Origin of the sequence: Streptacidiphilus albus JL83 (genome assembly GCF_000744705.1) — a bacterium.
In the GTDB taxonomy this organism is placed as follows: Bacteria; Actinomycetota; Actinomycetes; order Streptomycetales; family Streptomycetaceae; genus Streptacidiphilus; species Streptacidiphilus albus.
Window position 1 is genome coordinate 2,736,975 of sequence record NZ_JQML01000001.1, and the last position, 14,362, is coordinate 2,751,336.

At 70.9% G+C, this 14,362-nt stretch carries 13 protein-coding genes; 3 read left to right on the forward strand and 10 right to left on the reverse strand.

From position 1 onward, the window contains the following. Positions 1–4: 4 nt before the first annotated feature. The 7 genes from mreD to BS75_RS11910 form a co-directional block, all read right to left on the reverse strand. Positions 5–751 (reverse strand): rod shape-determining protein MreD, encoded by a 747-nt coding sequence (gene mreD, locus BS75_RS11880; protein WP_081982261.1) that lies wholly within the window; start codon positions 749–751, stop codon positions 5–7. A gap of 168 nt (positions 752–919) precedes the next feature. Continuing rightward, positions 920–1,795, reverse strand: a complete 876-nt coding sequence (gene mreC, locus BS75_RS43305) for a rod shape-determining protein MreC (RefSeq protein WP_042436904.1) — start codon at positions 1,793–1,795, stop codon at positions 920–922. Positions 1,796–1,891: 96 nt separating this feature from the next. Beyond that, a complete protein-coding gene (locus BS75_RS11890; RefSeq protein WP_034092871.1) occupies positions 1,892–2,917 on the reverse strand; it encodes a rod shape-determining protein in 1,026 nt (341 codons plus the stop codon). Positions 2,918–3,268: 351 nt separating this feature from the next. Continuing rightward, positions 3,269–3,682 carry a nucleoside-diphosphate kinase gene (gene ndk, locus BS75_RS11895; RefSeq protein WP_034088202.1) on the reverse strand — a complete coding sequence of 138 codons (414 nt, stop codon included), beginning with the start codon at positions 3,680–3,682 and terminating at the stop codon, positions 3,269–3,271. A 205-nt stretch (positions 3,683–3,887) separates the two neighbouring features. Next, positions 3,888–4,220 carry a DUF4233 domain-containing protein gene (locus tag BS75_RS11900; protein ID WP_034088203.1) on the reverse strand — a complete coding sequence of 111 codons (333 nt, stop codon included), beginning with the start codon at positions 4,218–4,220 and terminating at the stop codon, positions 3,888–3,890. A gap of 62 nt (positions 4,221–4,282) precedes the next feature. Further along, positions 4,283–5,668, reverse strand: a complete 1,386-nt coding sequence (gene folC / locus BS75_RS11905) for a bifunctional tetrahydrofolate synthase/dihydrofolate synthase (protein WP_034088204.1) — start codon at positions 5,666–5,668, stop codon at positions 4,283–4,285. Between the two features lie 134 nt (positions 5,669–5,802). Beyond that, a complete protein-coding gene (locus BS75_RS11910) occupies positions 5,803–5,988 on the reverse strand; it encodes a DUF6126 family protein (RefSeq protein WP_034088205.1) in 186 nt (61 codons plus the stop codon). Between the two features lie 128 nt (positions 5,989–6,116). On the opposite strand from BS75_RS11910, the gene wecB reads away from it, so the two are divergent. Beyond that, on the forward strand, positions 6,117–7,259 hold the full coding sequence (gene wecB / locus BS75_RS11915) for a non-hydrolyzing UDP-N-acetylglucosamine 2-epimerase (protein WP_042436901.1): 1,143 nt from the start codon (positions 6,117–6,119) through the stop codon (positions 7,257–7,259). 68 nt (positions 7,260–7,327) lie between these two features. Here the strand turns inward: wecB and BS75_RS11920 are convergent, their stop codons facing one another. Next, positions 7,328–9,967, reverse strand: coding sequence for a valine--tRNA ligase (locus tag BS75_RS11920; RefSeq protein WP_034088206.1), 2,640 nt, complete (start codon positions 9,965–9,967; stop codon positions 7,328–7,330). A gap of 149 nt (positions 9,968–10,116) precedes the next feature. Between BS75_RS11920 and BS75_RS44190 the strand changes: the two genes are divergently transcribed. Both BS75_RS44190 and BS75_RS11930 read left to right on the forward strand, forming a co-directional pair. Continuing rightward, positions 10,117–11,037, forward strand: coding sequence for a hypothetical protein (locus BS75_RS44190; RefSeq protein WP_152645616.1), 921 nt, complete (start codon positions 10,117–10,119; stop codon positions 11,035–11,037). Between the two features lie 85 nt (positions 11,038–11,122). After that, entirely contained in the window at positions 11,123–11,893 is a 771-nt protein-coding gene (locus BS75_RS11930) for a peptidylprolyl isomerase (protein WP_034088207.1), read from the forward strand. Between the two features lie 116 nt (positions 11,894–12,009). Here the strand turns inward: BS75_RS11930 and clpX are convergent, their stop codons facing one another. Together clpX and BS75_RS11940 are read right to left on the reverse strand one after the other, a co-directional pair. Further along, positions 12,010–13,293: an ATP-dependent Clp protease ATP-binding subunit ClpX gene (clpX, locus tag BS75_RS11935; protein ID WP_034088208.1), complete on the reverse strand. Its 1,284-nt coding sequence runs from the start codon at positions 13,291–13,293 to the stop codon at positions 12,010–12,012. A gap of 401 nt (positions 13,294–13,694) precedes the next feature. Further along, positions 13,695–14,357, reverse strand: coding sequence for an ATP-dependent Clp protease proteolytic subunit (locus BS75_RS11940; protein ID WP_042436898.1), 663 nt, complete (start codon positions 14,355–14,357; stop codon positions 13,695–13,697). Positions 14,358–14,362 lie beyond the last annotated feature (5 nt).

Genomic DNA, 14,362 nt, shown 5'->3' on the forward strand with positions numbered 1-14,362 from the left:
CGGCTCAGTCGTCGACGCCGCTCACGCGGCTGTTCCAGTCGCTCTCGTCGGTGCGCATGATCCGGCCGCCGTCGCGGCCCGCGCGCCGGCCGCCGTCGCCGAAGCCGGGCACCGTGCCGAGGCCCGCCGCGCCGCTGGTGCGGTCGCCGCCGGTGCCGAAGAAGGAGCCCCGGCGGTCGAGCCCGGAGCGGCCGCGGGTGGTCCGCCGCATGCCGGCGCCGAAGACGGTGCCGCCGTGGCCGGCCAGGTCGTCGACCGAGCGCCGGGCCAGCGCCATCACGCCCGGCACCACGAACGGCGCCAGCAGCACGTCGTAGACCACGGCGGTGACCAGCAGGCCGGGCATCCCGACGTGCCGGGCGGCGGTGTCGCCGACCATCGCGCCGACGGCGGCGTAGAGCAGCGTCGCGGTGATCGCCGCCGCAGCGACCACCAGCAGCGGCAGCCCCACCGAACGGATGTGCCCGCCCGGCGGGCGGATCAGCCCGGCCGCGTAGCCGAGCACGCAGAGCACCAGCGCGTAGCTGCCGACCGCGTGGTCGGACGGCGGGGCCAGGTCGGCCAGCAGCCCGGCGGCGAAGCCGACCAGGCAGCCGCCGACGGGGCCGTAGACCAGTGCCAGCCCTATCACCACGAGCAGCATCAGGTCCGGCACGGCGCCGGGCAGGCCCAGCCGGGCGAGGACGCTGACCTGGACGACCAGCGCCACCACGATCAGGACCGCGGAGAGCAGGATGCGGTGCAGCCACATGCCGGTCGGCCTTTCTCAGCTCTGTCGGTACCGCGTTGTCTCAGTGCGGCGTTTCGGTGATGGGCCGGGCCATCAGTACAGCGGTACCGCACGGCGGCGGCCCCGCGTCGCTGACACGCCGTCCGTCCGACGGACCGTCACAGTGACGCCACGTCAGCAGCACGGCCGTCAGTGGCCGGTGGCCGGCTTCGCCGGCAGCACGGCGTAGCGGGGGTCGGTCGCGGGCGGCTGGACGACCACGCCGACCAGGTCGAGCGTGGTGAAGCTGACGAAGGGCTGGACCAGCACGGTCCGGGTCAGCTGGCCCGGGGTGTTCTCGACCCGGACCACGGTGCCGACCGGCACCCCGGGCACGAACGGGCGGTCGTTCTGCGAGCCGAAGGTCACCAGCCGGTCGCCGGTCCTGACCCGCGCCTGTCCGTTCAGCAGTTCGACCCGCATCGGGCCGTTGCCCTGACCGGTCGCGAAACCGATCTCGCCGCTGCCCTCCATCCGGGTGCCGACGCCGAAGTCCGGGTCGCTGGCCAGCAGCACCGTCGAGGTCTCCGGGCTGACCGTGGTGACCCGGCCCACCAGGCCGTCGCCGTTGATGACGGTCATGTCGCGGCTGATGCCGTCATTGCTGCCGATGTCGATGGTGACGGTCCAGGAGAAGCCCTGGGCCGCCCCGATCGCGACGACCTGGGCGGCCTTGATGGTGTACTGGCCCGCCCCGGCCACGCCGAGCAGCTTGGTCAGCTCGGCGGAGCGGCTCTGGACCAGGTCCGAGCTGGAGACCTGCTGCTTCAGCCGGGCGTTCTGCTGCTCCAGTGCGCGGATGCGGTCGCCGCTGGTCCCGGACTCGCGCAGCGAGCGGAAGGCGTCGGAGACCGGCTGGACCGCCCCGGCGACCCCGGTCTCGACCGGGCCGAGGACGGAGGCGGCCGTGTCCCGGGCCCCGTTCAGGGGCGAGTGGTCGCCGCCTCGGATGTCGACGGTGATCAGTGCGAACGCGACGGCGACCAGCAGGACGAGCAGGAGCCGACTTTCTCGTGTGTCCCTCACGGTCCTCGGCGGGGCCCTTCAAGAGGTGCGGAGCTCCCGGGAGCTGTGGTTCCCGGGACCTGTCAGGATACTGATGGTGCGTCAATCAGCGGGGGCTCAGCGACGCGGCTGGGAGTCCAGCACCTGCTGCAGCGCCTCGAACTCCTCGACGCACTTGCCGGCGCCCAGGGCGACCGAGTCGAGCGGGTTCTCGGCGATGTGGACCGGCATGCCGGTCTCCCGGCGCAGCCGTTCGTCGAGGCCGCGCAGCAGCGCGCCGCCCCCGGTGAGCACGATGCCCCGGTCCATGACGTCGCCCGCGAGCTCCGGGGGGCACTGGTCGAGGGTCGTCTTCACCGCGTCGACGATGGCGTTGACCGGCTCCTCGATCGCCTGGCGGACCTCGGCGGCGGAGATCACCACGGTCTTCGGCAGGCCGCTGACCAGGTCGCGGCCACGGATCTCGCTGTGCTCCTCCTTGTCCCCGTCGATCGGGAAGGCGGAGCCGATGGTCATCTTGATCTGTTCGGCGGAGCGCTCGCCGAGCAGCAGCGAGTACTCCTTCTTGATGTGCTGGATGACGGCGTTGTCGAGCTCGTCGCCGGCCACCCGGATGGACTGCGCGGTGACGATGCCGCCGAGCGAGATCACGGCGACCTCGGTGGTGCCGCCGCCGATGTCGACCACCATGTTGCCGGTGGGCTCGTGCACCGGGAGGCCCGCGCCGATCGCGGCGGCCATCGGCTCCTCGATGATGTGCACCTGGCGCGCCCCGGCCTGCCGGGACGCCTCGATGACGGCGCGTCGTTCCACCCCGGTGATGCCGCTGGGCACGCAGACCACGACCCGGGGGCGGGCCAGGTAGCGCCGGCGGTGGATCTTCAGGATGAAGTAGCGGAGCATCCGCTCGGTGATCTCGAAGTCGGCGATCACGCCGTCCTTGAGCGGGCGGATGGCGACGATGTTGCCGGGCGTGCGCCCGATCATCTTCTTCGCCTCGGAGCCGACGGCGAGGATGCCGCCGGTGTTGGTGTTGACAGCGACCACTGACGGTTCGTTGAGGACGATCCCGCGGCCCCTGACGTACACGAGCGTGTTGGCGGTGCCGAGGTCGACAGCCATGTCACGACCGATGAACGACATGCTGTTGTTCGCCATGGGCTTGGGGGGCCTTCCCGAGGTTCGAGGGTGGGGGCGGCTGCGGGCTCGCGATGGCAGACCGTCAGCCACCGTTGCCGAGTAGCTCCATGGTAGCCATGGAGGCACACAGGGTGACCGTGGACTTGTGTCCAGTATTCAGGCAGACGATCAGATTTTTCACTATTGGGACGCCTGTGTCGGCTGCCAGGTTCCACGGAATCATTACTTCCGATTGCCTGACAACTCCTGTGCCCCCACTCGGACAGGTGGGTGACGGCCATACGGCCGAGCGGACCGGACGCACCGTCAGCTGCGTCCGGTCCGCTGTCGGCCGACCTCGAAGACTCGGAAGGATCAGGCGTGGGCCGGGAAGAAGATCTTGATCTCGCGCTCGGCGGAGGCCTCGGAGTCGGAGGCGTGGATCAGGTTCTCCCGGGTGATGGTGGCGAAGTCGCCGCGGATCGTGCCGGGGCCCGCCTCCAGCGGGTTGGTCTTGCCGGCCAGCGCCCGGATGCCCTCGATCACGCTCTCGCCCTCGACGATCAGCGCCACCGACGGACCGGAGGACATGAACGTGAGCAGCGGCTCGTAGAACGGCTTGCCGAGGTGCTCGGCGTAGTGCTGCTCCAGCGTCGCCGCGTCCAGCGTGCGCAGCTCCATGGCGGCCAGGGTCCAACCGGCCTTGCGTTCGATCCGGGAGACGATCTCGCCGACCAGTCCGCGCCGGACGGCGTCGGGCTTCAGGAGGACGAGGCTGCGCTGCGACATGGGGCGCTCCGAGGTTCTGGTGGCGACGGCGCTGCCGGGTGGCGACAGCGGTGATGATCGGTGCCGAGCCTACCCGGAGCGAATACCGGGACGTCAGCCGGTCAGCTGTGCGGCCGGAGGCCCGTCAAGGCCCCGGTACAAAAGTCAGGTGAGAAGTCCGGCCGGACACCCCGATGGCCGTACCGGGGCCCGGCCGGACGTCCGCTCAGACCGCGGCGGCCCGGGCCGCCTTGATCACGTCGATCTTCCGCCCGTAGTGCACCGAGGCCCACCACAGCGCGGCGAAGATCACGCCCAGTGCGTACATCATCCCGACCACCGCGCCGCTGGCGATCAGCGCGACCTGGAGCACCCACCCGACGGCCACCGCACCCGGGCGCGTGATCATCCCGCAGAGCAGGACGCAGAGCGCCATCGCCGCCCCGCACACCGCCCAGAGGGTGCCGTGGGAGACGGAGGAGAGGTGCATCGCCACCAGGGCGGCGAAGCCCACCACCATTGCCTCGGCGATCAGGGTGGAGGAGCAGAGGGTACGCACAGCAGGGGCCTCTCGGGCGGGTGACTCGGAACGCAGGAACTCGGGAAAGCGGGGGTCGTGCCTCAGCGCGGCCCGAGCAGGATACGGGCCTCGCCGACGGTGATGATGGAGCCGGTGACGAGCACGCCCGAGCCGCCGAGCTCGCCCACCTCCTCGGCCAGGGTGACCGCCGCCTCGATGGCGTCGTCCAGCCGGGGCTCGACCTGCACCCGGTCCGCGCCGAAGATCTCGACGGCGGTCTCGGCCAGGGCGTCCACCGAGGTGGCGCGCTGGGTCGAGTTCTGGGTGATGACGACCTCGGTCAGGACCGGCTCCAGCGCCTCCAGCAACCCCGCCGAGTCCTTGTCTCCGCTGGTGCTGATGACCCCGATCAGCCGGGTGAAGCCGAAGGACTCCCCGATCGCCTCGGCGGTGACCCGCGCCCCGGCCGGGTTGTGGGCGGCGTCCAGCACGATGGTGGGGCTGCGCCGGATCACCTCAAGCCGGCCGGGCGAACTGACGCCGGAGAAGGCGGCGCGGACCTTGTCGATGTCCAGCGGCTCCTCGCGGGCCGTGCCGACGCCGAAGAAGCCCTCGACCGCGGCCAGCGCCAGCGAGGCGTTCTGCGCCTGGTGGGCGCCGTGCAGCGGGACGAAGATGTCGCCGTACTCGTGGCCGGAGATCCCGCGCAGCGTCAGCATCTGTCCGCCGAGCGCCACATCGCGGTGCACCACGCCGAACTCCAGGCCCTCACGGGCCACCACGGCGTCGATCTCCACCGCGCGGCGCAGGATCACCTCGGTGGCGTCCAGCGGCTGGTGGGCGACGACGGCCAGGCCGCCCTTCTTGATGATCCCGGACTTCTCCCCGGCGATCTTGCCGGTGGTGTCCCCCAGCCAGCCGACGTGGTCCAGCGAGATCGGCGTGATCACCGAGACCGTTCCGTCGATGATGTTGGTGGCGTCCCAGCTCCCGCCGACGCCGACCTCGACCACGGCCACGTCGACCGGGGCGTCGGCGAAGGCCGCGTAGGCCATGCCGGTGACGATCTCGAAGAAGGACATCGGGAACGGCTGCGCGGCGTCGACCATGTCGACATAGGGCTCGATGTCGCGCCAGGTCTCGACGAAGAGCTCCGGGCTGATCGGCTCCCCGTCCAGGCTGATCCGCTCCGTGATCGACTCCACGTGCGGGCTGGTGTAGCGGCCGGTGCGGAGCTCGAAGTGGCGCAGCAGCTGTTCGATCATGCGGGCCGTGCTGGTCTTGCCATTGGTTCCGGTGATGTGGATCGCCGGGTAGGACCGCTGGGGCTGGCCCAGGATGTCCATCAGCGCGGCGATCCGGTCCAGGCTGGGTTCGAGCCTGGTCTCGGGCCAGCGCGCGAGCAGTTCTGCCGTCACCTCCTGCAGCTCGGCTGCGGGGTCGGAGGGGTCGGCGGGCTGCTGGCTGCTAAGGGGGGCGTCGCTCACGCGGACAGTCTACGGTCGCCCGGCCCCCCGAACCGAGGCAGGAGCCGACCGCCCCCGGGCCCGCCCGGAACCGGCCCGCTGCGCCGGTGCCGGTGGTGCTGGTGTCAGCAGTGCTGGTCTCAGTGGTGCTGGTCTCAGTGGTGCTGGTGCGAGCCGACGTAGAAGAGCAGCATGATGAAACCGGCGAAGACGTGGAAGCCGATCACGTAGATCGCCGCGCGGATCCAGACACCTTTGTTGGCGCGCCGTCCGCCGCCCTCGCTGCCGTCGTCGGGGACCTCGCCCGCGCGGCCGCCGTCCACGGAATCGCTCTCGCTCATCTGTTCCCGCCTCCGCTGTCGACAGCCATCGTCCCATCCGCCCGGACCGCGCCCAAATCCCGCAGGCCGGGCCGGGGCCGGTCGGGCCTCGGCGCGCACATCACCGGAACCGGCTGAATTCTGGTCGTATGACTTCCTCCCACTCCCCCCGGGACCGGTCGGTGCACAGCCTCGCCGGCCGCGTCGCCGTCGTCCTCGGCACCCGACCCGAGCTGGTCAGGCTCGCCCCGGTGCTGCACCGGCTCGGGGCGCGGGGCCGACTCGTCCACACCGGGCAGCACTGGGACGAGGAGCTGTCGGGACGGTTCGTCGACGAGCTCGGACTGCACACCGCCGTCCGGCTGGAGGGCATCGGCGGCAGGACGAGGGCGGGCCAGATCGCGCACGCGCTCGACCAGCTGGACCGGCTCTTCACCGAGGAGCGGCCGAGCGCCGTGATCGTGCAGGGCGACACCAACGCCACCCTGGCCGGGGCGCTGGCCGCGAACGCGCTGGGCATCCCGCTGATCCATGTGGAGGCCGGGCTGCGCAGCCACGACCGGGCCATGCCCGAGGAGCACAACCGGGTGATGGTCGACCACCTGGCCGACATCCTCTGCGCCGCCACCGGGACCAACCGGGACAACCTGGTCCGCGAGGGCGTGCAGCCCGGACGGATCACCCTCACCGGCAACACCGTGGTGGAGGTGGTGCTCCGGGAGCTCCCGGACGCGGACGCCCGCCACGATCTGCTGCGCCGGCACGGGCTGACCGCCGGCGGCTATCTGCTGGCCACCCTGGACCGCCCGGAGAACACCGACCTGCCCGAGCCGTTGCGGGCGGTGCTGACCGAACTGGGAACGCTCGCCGACTCCGGCACGCCGGTGCTGTTCCCGATGGGCCCGCGCACCGCCGCCGCAGTCGCCCGGCACGGACTGCGGCGGCTGGTCGCACCGCTGCGGGTGGTCCCGCCGGTCGGCTACGCCGAGTTCCTGGGCCTGGCCCGGCACGCGGCGCTGCTGGTCTCCGACTCCGACGGGGTGCAGGAGGAGTGCACGGTGCTCAAGCGGCCGCTGCTGGTGGTCCGCCGCTCCACCGAGCGGCCGGAGGCGGTGGACGCCGGGTTCGCCGCGCTGGTGCGGCCGGGGCCGGAGGTCGGCGTGCTGGCCCGGGCCTGGCTGGCCGACCTGCCCGAGCGGCTGTCCCGGCTGGCGGCGACGCCCAGCCCCTACGGCGACGGCCGCGCCTCGGCCCGGATCGCCGAGCTCAGCGCCTCGCTCGCGCCGGTCTGAGCCCCCATGGCGAGGGCCCCTGTCCCGTCCGCACCGTGTGCGGACGGGACAGGGGCCCTCGCTGCGGATCAGCCTGCGGGCAGCGCCGCCAGCTGGGCGGTGAGCCGGGCGATGTCGGCCCCGGCCTTGGCCTCGCGGCCCTGGATCTTCTCGACCGCCGCCGGGGCGGCCTTGGCCAGGAACGCCTCGTTGCCGAGCTTGGCCTGCGACTGCGCCAGCTCCTTCTCCGCCGCCGCCAGGTCCTTGGCCAGCCGCTTGCGCTCCGCGCCGACGTCGATGGTGCCGGAGAGGTCCAGCTCCACCGTCGCGCCGGCCACCGGCAGGGTCGCGGTGGCGTGGAAGCCCTCGCCGGCCGGCTGCAGCTTGGCCACCGACCGCAGCGCCGCCTCGTGCGCCACCAGCGACGTACCGGCCAGGTCGAGCCGGGCCGGGACCTTCTGGCCCGGCTTGAGGCCCTGCTCGGCGCCGAACCGGCGGACCTCGGTGACCACCTGCTGGAGCGTGGCGATCTCCTGCTCGGCCACCTCGTCCCGACGGGAGGCGTCGGCGGTCGGCCACTCGGCGACGACGACCGACTCGCGGCCGGTCAGCGTCGTCCACAGGGTGTCGGTGACGAAGGGGATCACCGGGTGCAGCAGCCGGAGGGTGACCTCCAGCACCTCGCCCAGCACCCGGCGGGTACGGTCGGCGGCCGGGCCGCCGGCGATCAGCGTCGGCTTGGACAGCTCGACGTACCAGTCGAAGACCTCGTCCCAGGCGAAGTGGTACAGGACGTCGCAGAGCTTGGCGAACTGGTAGTCGTCGTAGAAGGCGTCGGCCTCGGCGACCACGGCGTTGAGCCGGGAGAGGATCCACCGGTCGGTGGCCGAGAGCTCCTCGGCGGCCGGCAGCGGGCCCTCCAGCGTCGCACCGTTCATCAGCGCGAACCGGGTGGCGTTCCAGATCTTGTTGCAGAAGTTCCGGGAGGCCTTGACCCAGTCCTCGCCGATCGGCACGTCCGCGCCCGGGTTGGCGCCGTTGGCCAGGGTGAAGCGGACGGCGTCGGCGCCGAACTCGTTCATCCAGTCGAGCGGGTCGACCGCGGTGCCCGAGGACTTCGACATCTTCTTGCCGAACTGGTCGCGGACCAGACCGGTGAAGGCCACGGTGTGGAAGGGCGCCTGACCGTCCATCGCGTAGAGGCCGAACATCATCATCCGGGCGACCCAGAAGAAGATGATGTCGTGCGCCGTCAGCAGCACGTCGGTCGGGAAGAACTTCTCCAGGTCGGGGGTCTGCTCCGGCCAGCCGAGGGTGGAGAAGGGCCACAGGCCGCTGGAGAACCAGGTGTCCAGCACGTCCGGGTCCTGGTACCAGCCCTCGCCGGTGGGCGGCTGCTCGTCCGGTCCGACGCAGACGACCTCGCCGGCCGGTCCGTACCAGACCGGGATCCGGTGGCCCCACCAGAGTTGGCGCGAGATGCACCAGTCGTGCATGTTGTCGACCCAGTCGAAGTAGCGCTTCTCCATCTCCTTCGGGTGGATCTGCACCCGGCCGTCACGGACCGCCGCGCCGGCCTCGGCCGCCAGCGGCTCGACCCTGACCCACCACTGCAGCGACAGCCGGGGCTCGACCACGGTGTGGCAGCGCGAGCAGTGGCCGACGGCGTGCATGTAGGGGCGCTTCTCGGCGACGATGCGCCCCTGCTCGCGCAGTGCGCCGACCACGGCCGAGCGGGCCTCCAGCCGGTCCAGGCCGAGGAAGGGGCCGTGCACGGTGATCACACCGTGCTCGTCCATCACGGTCAGGTTCGGCAGGTCGTGCCGCTGGCCGATGGCGAAGTCGTTCGGGTCGTGCGCCGGCGTCACCTTGACCGCGCCGGTGCCGAACTCCGGGTCGACGTGCTCGTCGGCGACGACCGGGATCCGACGGTCCGTCAGCGGCAGCGCGATGGTCCGGCCCACCAGGTGGGCGTAGCGGGCGTCGTCCGGGTGGACGGCCACGGCGGTGTCGCCGAGCAGGGTCTCGGCCCGGGTGGTGGCGACGACGATCGAGTCCTCGCCGTCCCCGTAGCGGATCGAGACCAGCTCGCCGGGGCTGTCCTCGTGCTCGACCTCGATGTCGGAGAGCGCGGTGAGGCAGCGCGGGCACCAGTTGATGATGCGCTCGGCCCGGTAGATCAGGCCGTCGTCGAAGAGCTTCTTGAAGATGGTCTGCACGGCCTGGGACAGGCCCTCGTCCATGGTGAAGCGCTCACGGGACCAGTCGACGCCGTCGCCGAGGCGGCGCATCTGGCCGAGGATCCGGCCGCCGTACTGCTCCTTCCACTCCCAGACCTTCTCCACGAAGGCCTCACGGCCGATGTCGTGGCGGGAGAGCCCCTCCTGCGCCAGCTGCTGCTCCACCTTGTTCTGGGTGGCGATGCCGGCGTGGTCCATGCCGGGCAGCCAGAGCGCCTCGTAGCCCTGCATCCGCTTGCGCCGGGTGAGGGCGTCCATCAGCGTGTGCTGGAAGGCGTGCCCGAGGTGGAGCACCCCGGTGACGTTCGGCGGCGGGATGACGATGGTGTACGGGGGCTTCTCGCTCTTCGCGTCGGCGGTGAAGTAGCCGGCCTCTACCCAGCGCTCGTACAGCGGGCCCTCTACCTCCGCCGGGGCGTACTGGGTGGGGAGGGTCTCGGCTGCGCTGTGGTCCCCGTTGTTGTCGGGGCGCTGGTTGGTGTCGGTCACGAGGCACAGTTTACGAGGCCGCGGGCGTGGTCACGAACGCCTTTCCGGCGGGCGGAGGGAGCCGTCCCGGAAGGAGTGACGAGGGAGGCCGGGAGATCAACTGCGTGGACACCGGCCTACGAGTGCTGATCTGATGTTCGACTATGTCGATGTATCCGCCGCCCCCGCAGGGGGACCCGAGCCAGGGCCCCCACGCCGGCGACCCTGGCTACGGCCAGCCCGCTCCCGCCGCCTACCCGCCGCCCGCCCAGCAGCCCCCCGGCCAGGGCCAGGTTCCGCCGCAGCCGGGCCCCTACGGCGCGCCGTACCAGCAGGCTCCGTACCAGGACGCGCCCTACCAGCAGGGGCCGTACCAGGGCGCCCCGCAGCCGGGCCTGCCCTACCCGGGCACCCCGTACCAGGGCCAGGGCTACCCGGATCCCGGCACCGGCTACGTCGACCCCAACGCTCCCTGGGGCTACCTCCCGCAGCCGCCCCCGAAGAGCCGCAAGGGCCTGAAGATCGGCATCGGCATCGGCGCCGCGTTCATCCTGGTCGTGGGCAGCACCATCGCCTACTTCGCGCTGAGCGAGGCCGCCACCGTCGGCAAGTACAAGCTGGTACCGCCGGCCACCTTCCAGGGCTACGACCGGGACGACTCCAGCCAGGTCGCCCAGGCCATGGAGAAGGACTCCGGGAGCATGCCCCAGGAGCTGACCCGGGTCGTCACCGTCTACGACTCCGGACCGACCCAGCCCCAGTTCGCCTTCATCGGCGCCTACGGCGAGATCCCCGGCGCCTCGCTGGAACTCAGCCAGTTCTGGACCGGCACGACCGCCAACGGTTCGGCCACGGTGGAGGACAAGACCGACGAGTCGGCCGGCCCGCTCGGCGGCGCGATGCAGTGTGCCTACCTGGTCTACGCGGGCAACGGCACCAAGCTCCCGGTCTGCGTCTGGGCCGACAACAGCACCTACGCCGCCATCATGGACGCCAGCAGCAGCGACGCGACGTCCGCCGCCCCGCAGAGCCTCGACTCGATGGCCGCCGACACCCTCGCCCTGCGCGCCCTCGCGGAGGTCAAGAAGTAGTCCGCGTCGCGCCTCCCGCCACCACCTGGGCTTACTCTGATCAACTGTCAGCCGACAGCCAGCGGGTACCACAGGAGGAGTCCAGGTGAGCGAGGACCGGAACGTCGCCAGGCGAGCGCGGATCGAGGAGCTGCGCGCCGCCGAGAAGGCCAGGGCCAAGCGGCGCAGGAACACCGCGATCGGGGCCGGGGTACTGGTCGCGGCCCTCGTCGCCGGCGGCATCACCTGGGCCGTCGTCGGCAACAAGAAGAGCAGCGGGAGCACCACCGCCGCCGCGTCGAAGGGCTTCTGCGGAAACGTCACCCCCGGCTCGCCCAACGGCAAGCAGTGGTCCAGCGCCCCTGCCATGACCATCGACACCGCCGCCGCGTACACGGCCACGCTGCAGACCTCCTGCGGCGACGTCACCATCGCCCTGGACGCCAAGGACGCGCCGAAGACCGTCAACAGCTTCGTCTTCCTGGCCGGGCAGCACTACTTCGACCACACCCACTGCCATCGGCTGACCACGGCCGGCCTCTACGTGCTCCAGTGCGGCGACCCCACCGGCTCCGGGAGCGGCGGCCCCGGCTACCAGTTCCCGGACGAGTACCTGAACGACCCGGTGATCAAGGGCGGAACCTACCCGGCCGGGACGGTCGCGATGGCCAACTCCGGTCCCAACACCAACGGCTCGCAGTTCTTCCTGGTCTACCAGGACAGCCCGCTGCCGGCCTCCTACACCCCGTTCGGGAAGATCACCGCCGGTCTCGACGTGGTCCAGCACGTGGCCAAGGACGGCGTCAACGGCGGCGGTACGGACGGCGCGCCCAACGACACCGTCTACATCAACTCGGTCCCGGTCACCAAGAGCTGACCACCCGACCACGCGCAGCCCCGGGCAGCGCGAAGGCCCCGTCCCCGAACGAATCGGGGCGGGGCCTTCAGGCGTCGGTCGGCCTGCGCCGGTCGGCCTGCGTCGCGCGGTCGCGACTACGCGGACTTCTCCCGGCGCTCGCGCTGGGCGCGCAGGTCGCGCGGCACCAGGGTCGGGTTGACGTGCTCCAGCACGACGTCCTCGGTGACCACCACGCGGGCGACGTCCTTGCGCGAGGGCACCTCGTACATCACGGACATCAGCACCTCCTCCATGATGGCGCGCAGCCCGCGCGCACCCGTGGAGCGCTTGATGGCCTGGTCGGCGATGGCGTCGAGCGCGGTGTCGGTGAACTCCAGCTCCACCCCGTCCAGCTCGAACAGCCGCCGGTACTGCTTGACCAGCGCGTTCTTCGGCTCGGTGAGGATCTGCAGCAGCGCGTCGCGGTCCAGGTTGTGGACGCTGGTGATGACCGGGAGCCGGCCGATGAACTCCGGGATCATCCCGAACTTCACCAGGTCCTCCGGCATGACCGCCCGGAACTGGTCGCTGGACTCGATCTCGTGCTTGCTGCGGATGGTCGCGCCGAAGCCGATGCCCTTCTTGCCGGCCCGGGACTCGATGATCCGCTCCAGGCCCGAGAACGCCCCGCCGACGATGAAGAGCACGTTGGTGGTGTCGATCTGGATGAACTCCTGGTGCGGGTGCTTCCGCCCGCCCTGCGGCGGCACCGAGGCCGTCGTGCCCTCCAGGATCTTCAGCAGCGCCTGCTGGACGCCCTCGCCGGAGACATCGCGGGTGATCGACGGGTTCTCGCTCTTGCGGGCGACCTTGTCGATCTCGTCGATGTAGATGATCCCGGTCTCGGCCTTCTTGACGTCGTAGTCCGCCGCCTGGATCAGCTTGAGCAGGATGTTCTCGACGTCCTCGCCGACATAGCCGGCCTCCGTCAGCGCCGTGGCGTCCGCGATCGCGAACGGCACGTTCAGCATCCGGGCCAGCGTCTGCGCCAGCAGGGTCTTGCCGGAGCCGGTCGGGCCGAGCAGCAGGATGTTGGACTTCGCCAACTCGATGCCCTCGTCGCGCCCGTGCTTGCCGGTCTCACCGGCCTGGACCCGCTTGTAGTGGTTGTAGACGGCCACGGAGAGGGACTTCTTCGCGGCCTCCTGACCCACCACGTAGCCGTCCAGGAACTCGTAGATCTCCCGGGGCTTGGGCAGCTCTTCGAACCGCACCTCCGAGGTCTCCGCGAGCTCCTCTTCGATGATCTCGTTGCACAGGTCGATGCACTCGTCGCAGATGTACACGCCGGGCCCGGCAATGAGCTTCTTCACCTGCTTCTGGCTCTTCCCGCAGAACGAGCACTTGAGCAGGTCGCCACCGTCACCGATGCGTGCCACGAGGTGCTTCCCCTTCGCCAACGGCTCCGCAGGGGCAGGAGCCTGGTGCTTGGTTTCCGACGGTACTCCGTCAGGACCCCCGATCCGCCGACTTCGGCGGGCTTCCCTCTTCCGCCCTGGGCGAATTCATCGCTCGGACAGCCGGGAGAGGCTGCAGGGAGGTCGTTGAGGAAGAGTACAGAGTCCTGGGGACTCACCGACACGCGGCCCGGTCCTGGACCCCTGAAGGATCACCCAGGAATCACGGGCGCGGGACGGTCGGTGCACAGTCGGTACCACCGATGGTGCCAGGCCGAGGCCCCCGCTCCAAGAGCCGGGGGCCAACAGCCTGGGTGGTGCTCGTCTCAGCGGGCCGGGCAGTGCGGCCCGCCGGGACCCGACCCGCGGCACGAAGCCGCAGGTCAGTCCTCCAGCGAACCCTTGCGAGTGGCCGTGATCTGGTCGATCAGGCCGTACTCCAGCGCCTCGGCGGCCGTGAGGATCTTGTCGCGCTCGATGTCCTCGCTGATCTGCTGCGGGCTCTGGTTGGAGTGCTTCGACAGCATCTCCTCCAGCTGCTCGCGCATCCGCTGGATCTCCTTGGCCTGGATCTCCAGGTCCGACACCTGGCCGCGGCCGGTCTCGGTGTACGGCTGGTGGATCAGGATCCGGGCGTTCGGCAGCGCCATCCGCTTGCCGGGGGCGCCGGCCGCCAGCAGCACGGCGGCGGCGGAGGCCGCCTGGCCCATGCAGACGGTCGCCACGTCCGGGCGGACGAACTGCATGGTGTCGTAGATGGCCGTCAGCGCCGTGAAGGAGCCGCCGGGCGAGTTGATGTAGAGGGAGATGTCCCGGTCCGGGTCCATCGACTCCAGGCACACCAGCTGCGCCATGATGTCGTTCGCCGAGACGTCGTCGACCTGGGAGCCCAGGAAGATGATCCGCTCCTCGAAGAGCTTGGAGTACGGGTTGTACGTACGGACGCCCTGCGAGGTCCGCTCGGTGAACTCAGGGACGATGTAGCGGCCCTCGGCACGCATGTCCTCGACGCGCGCACGGGCGCTGGACAGGCTGGGGATGTTCATGGGGT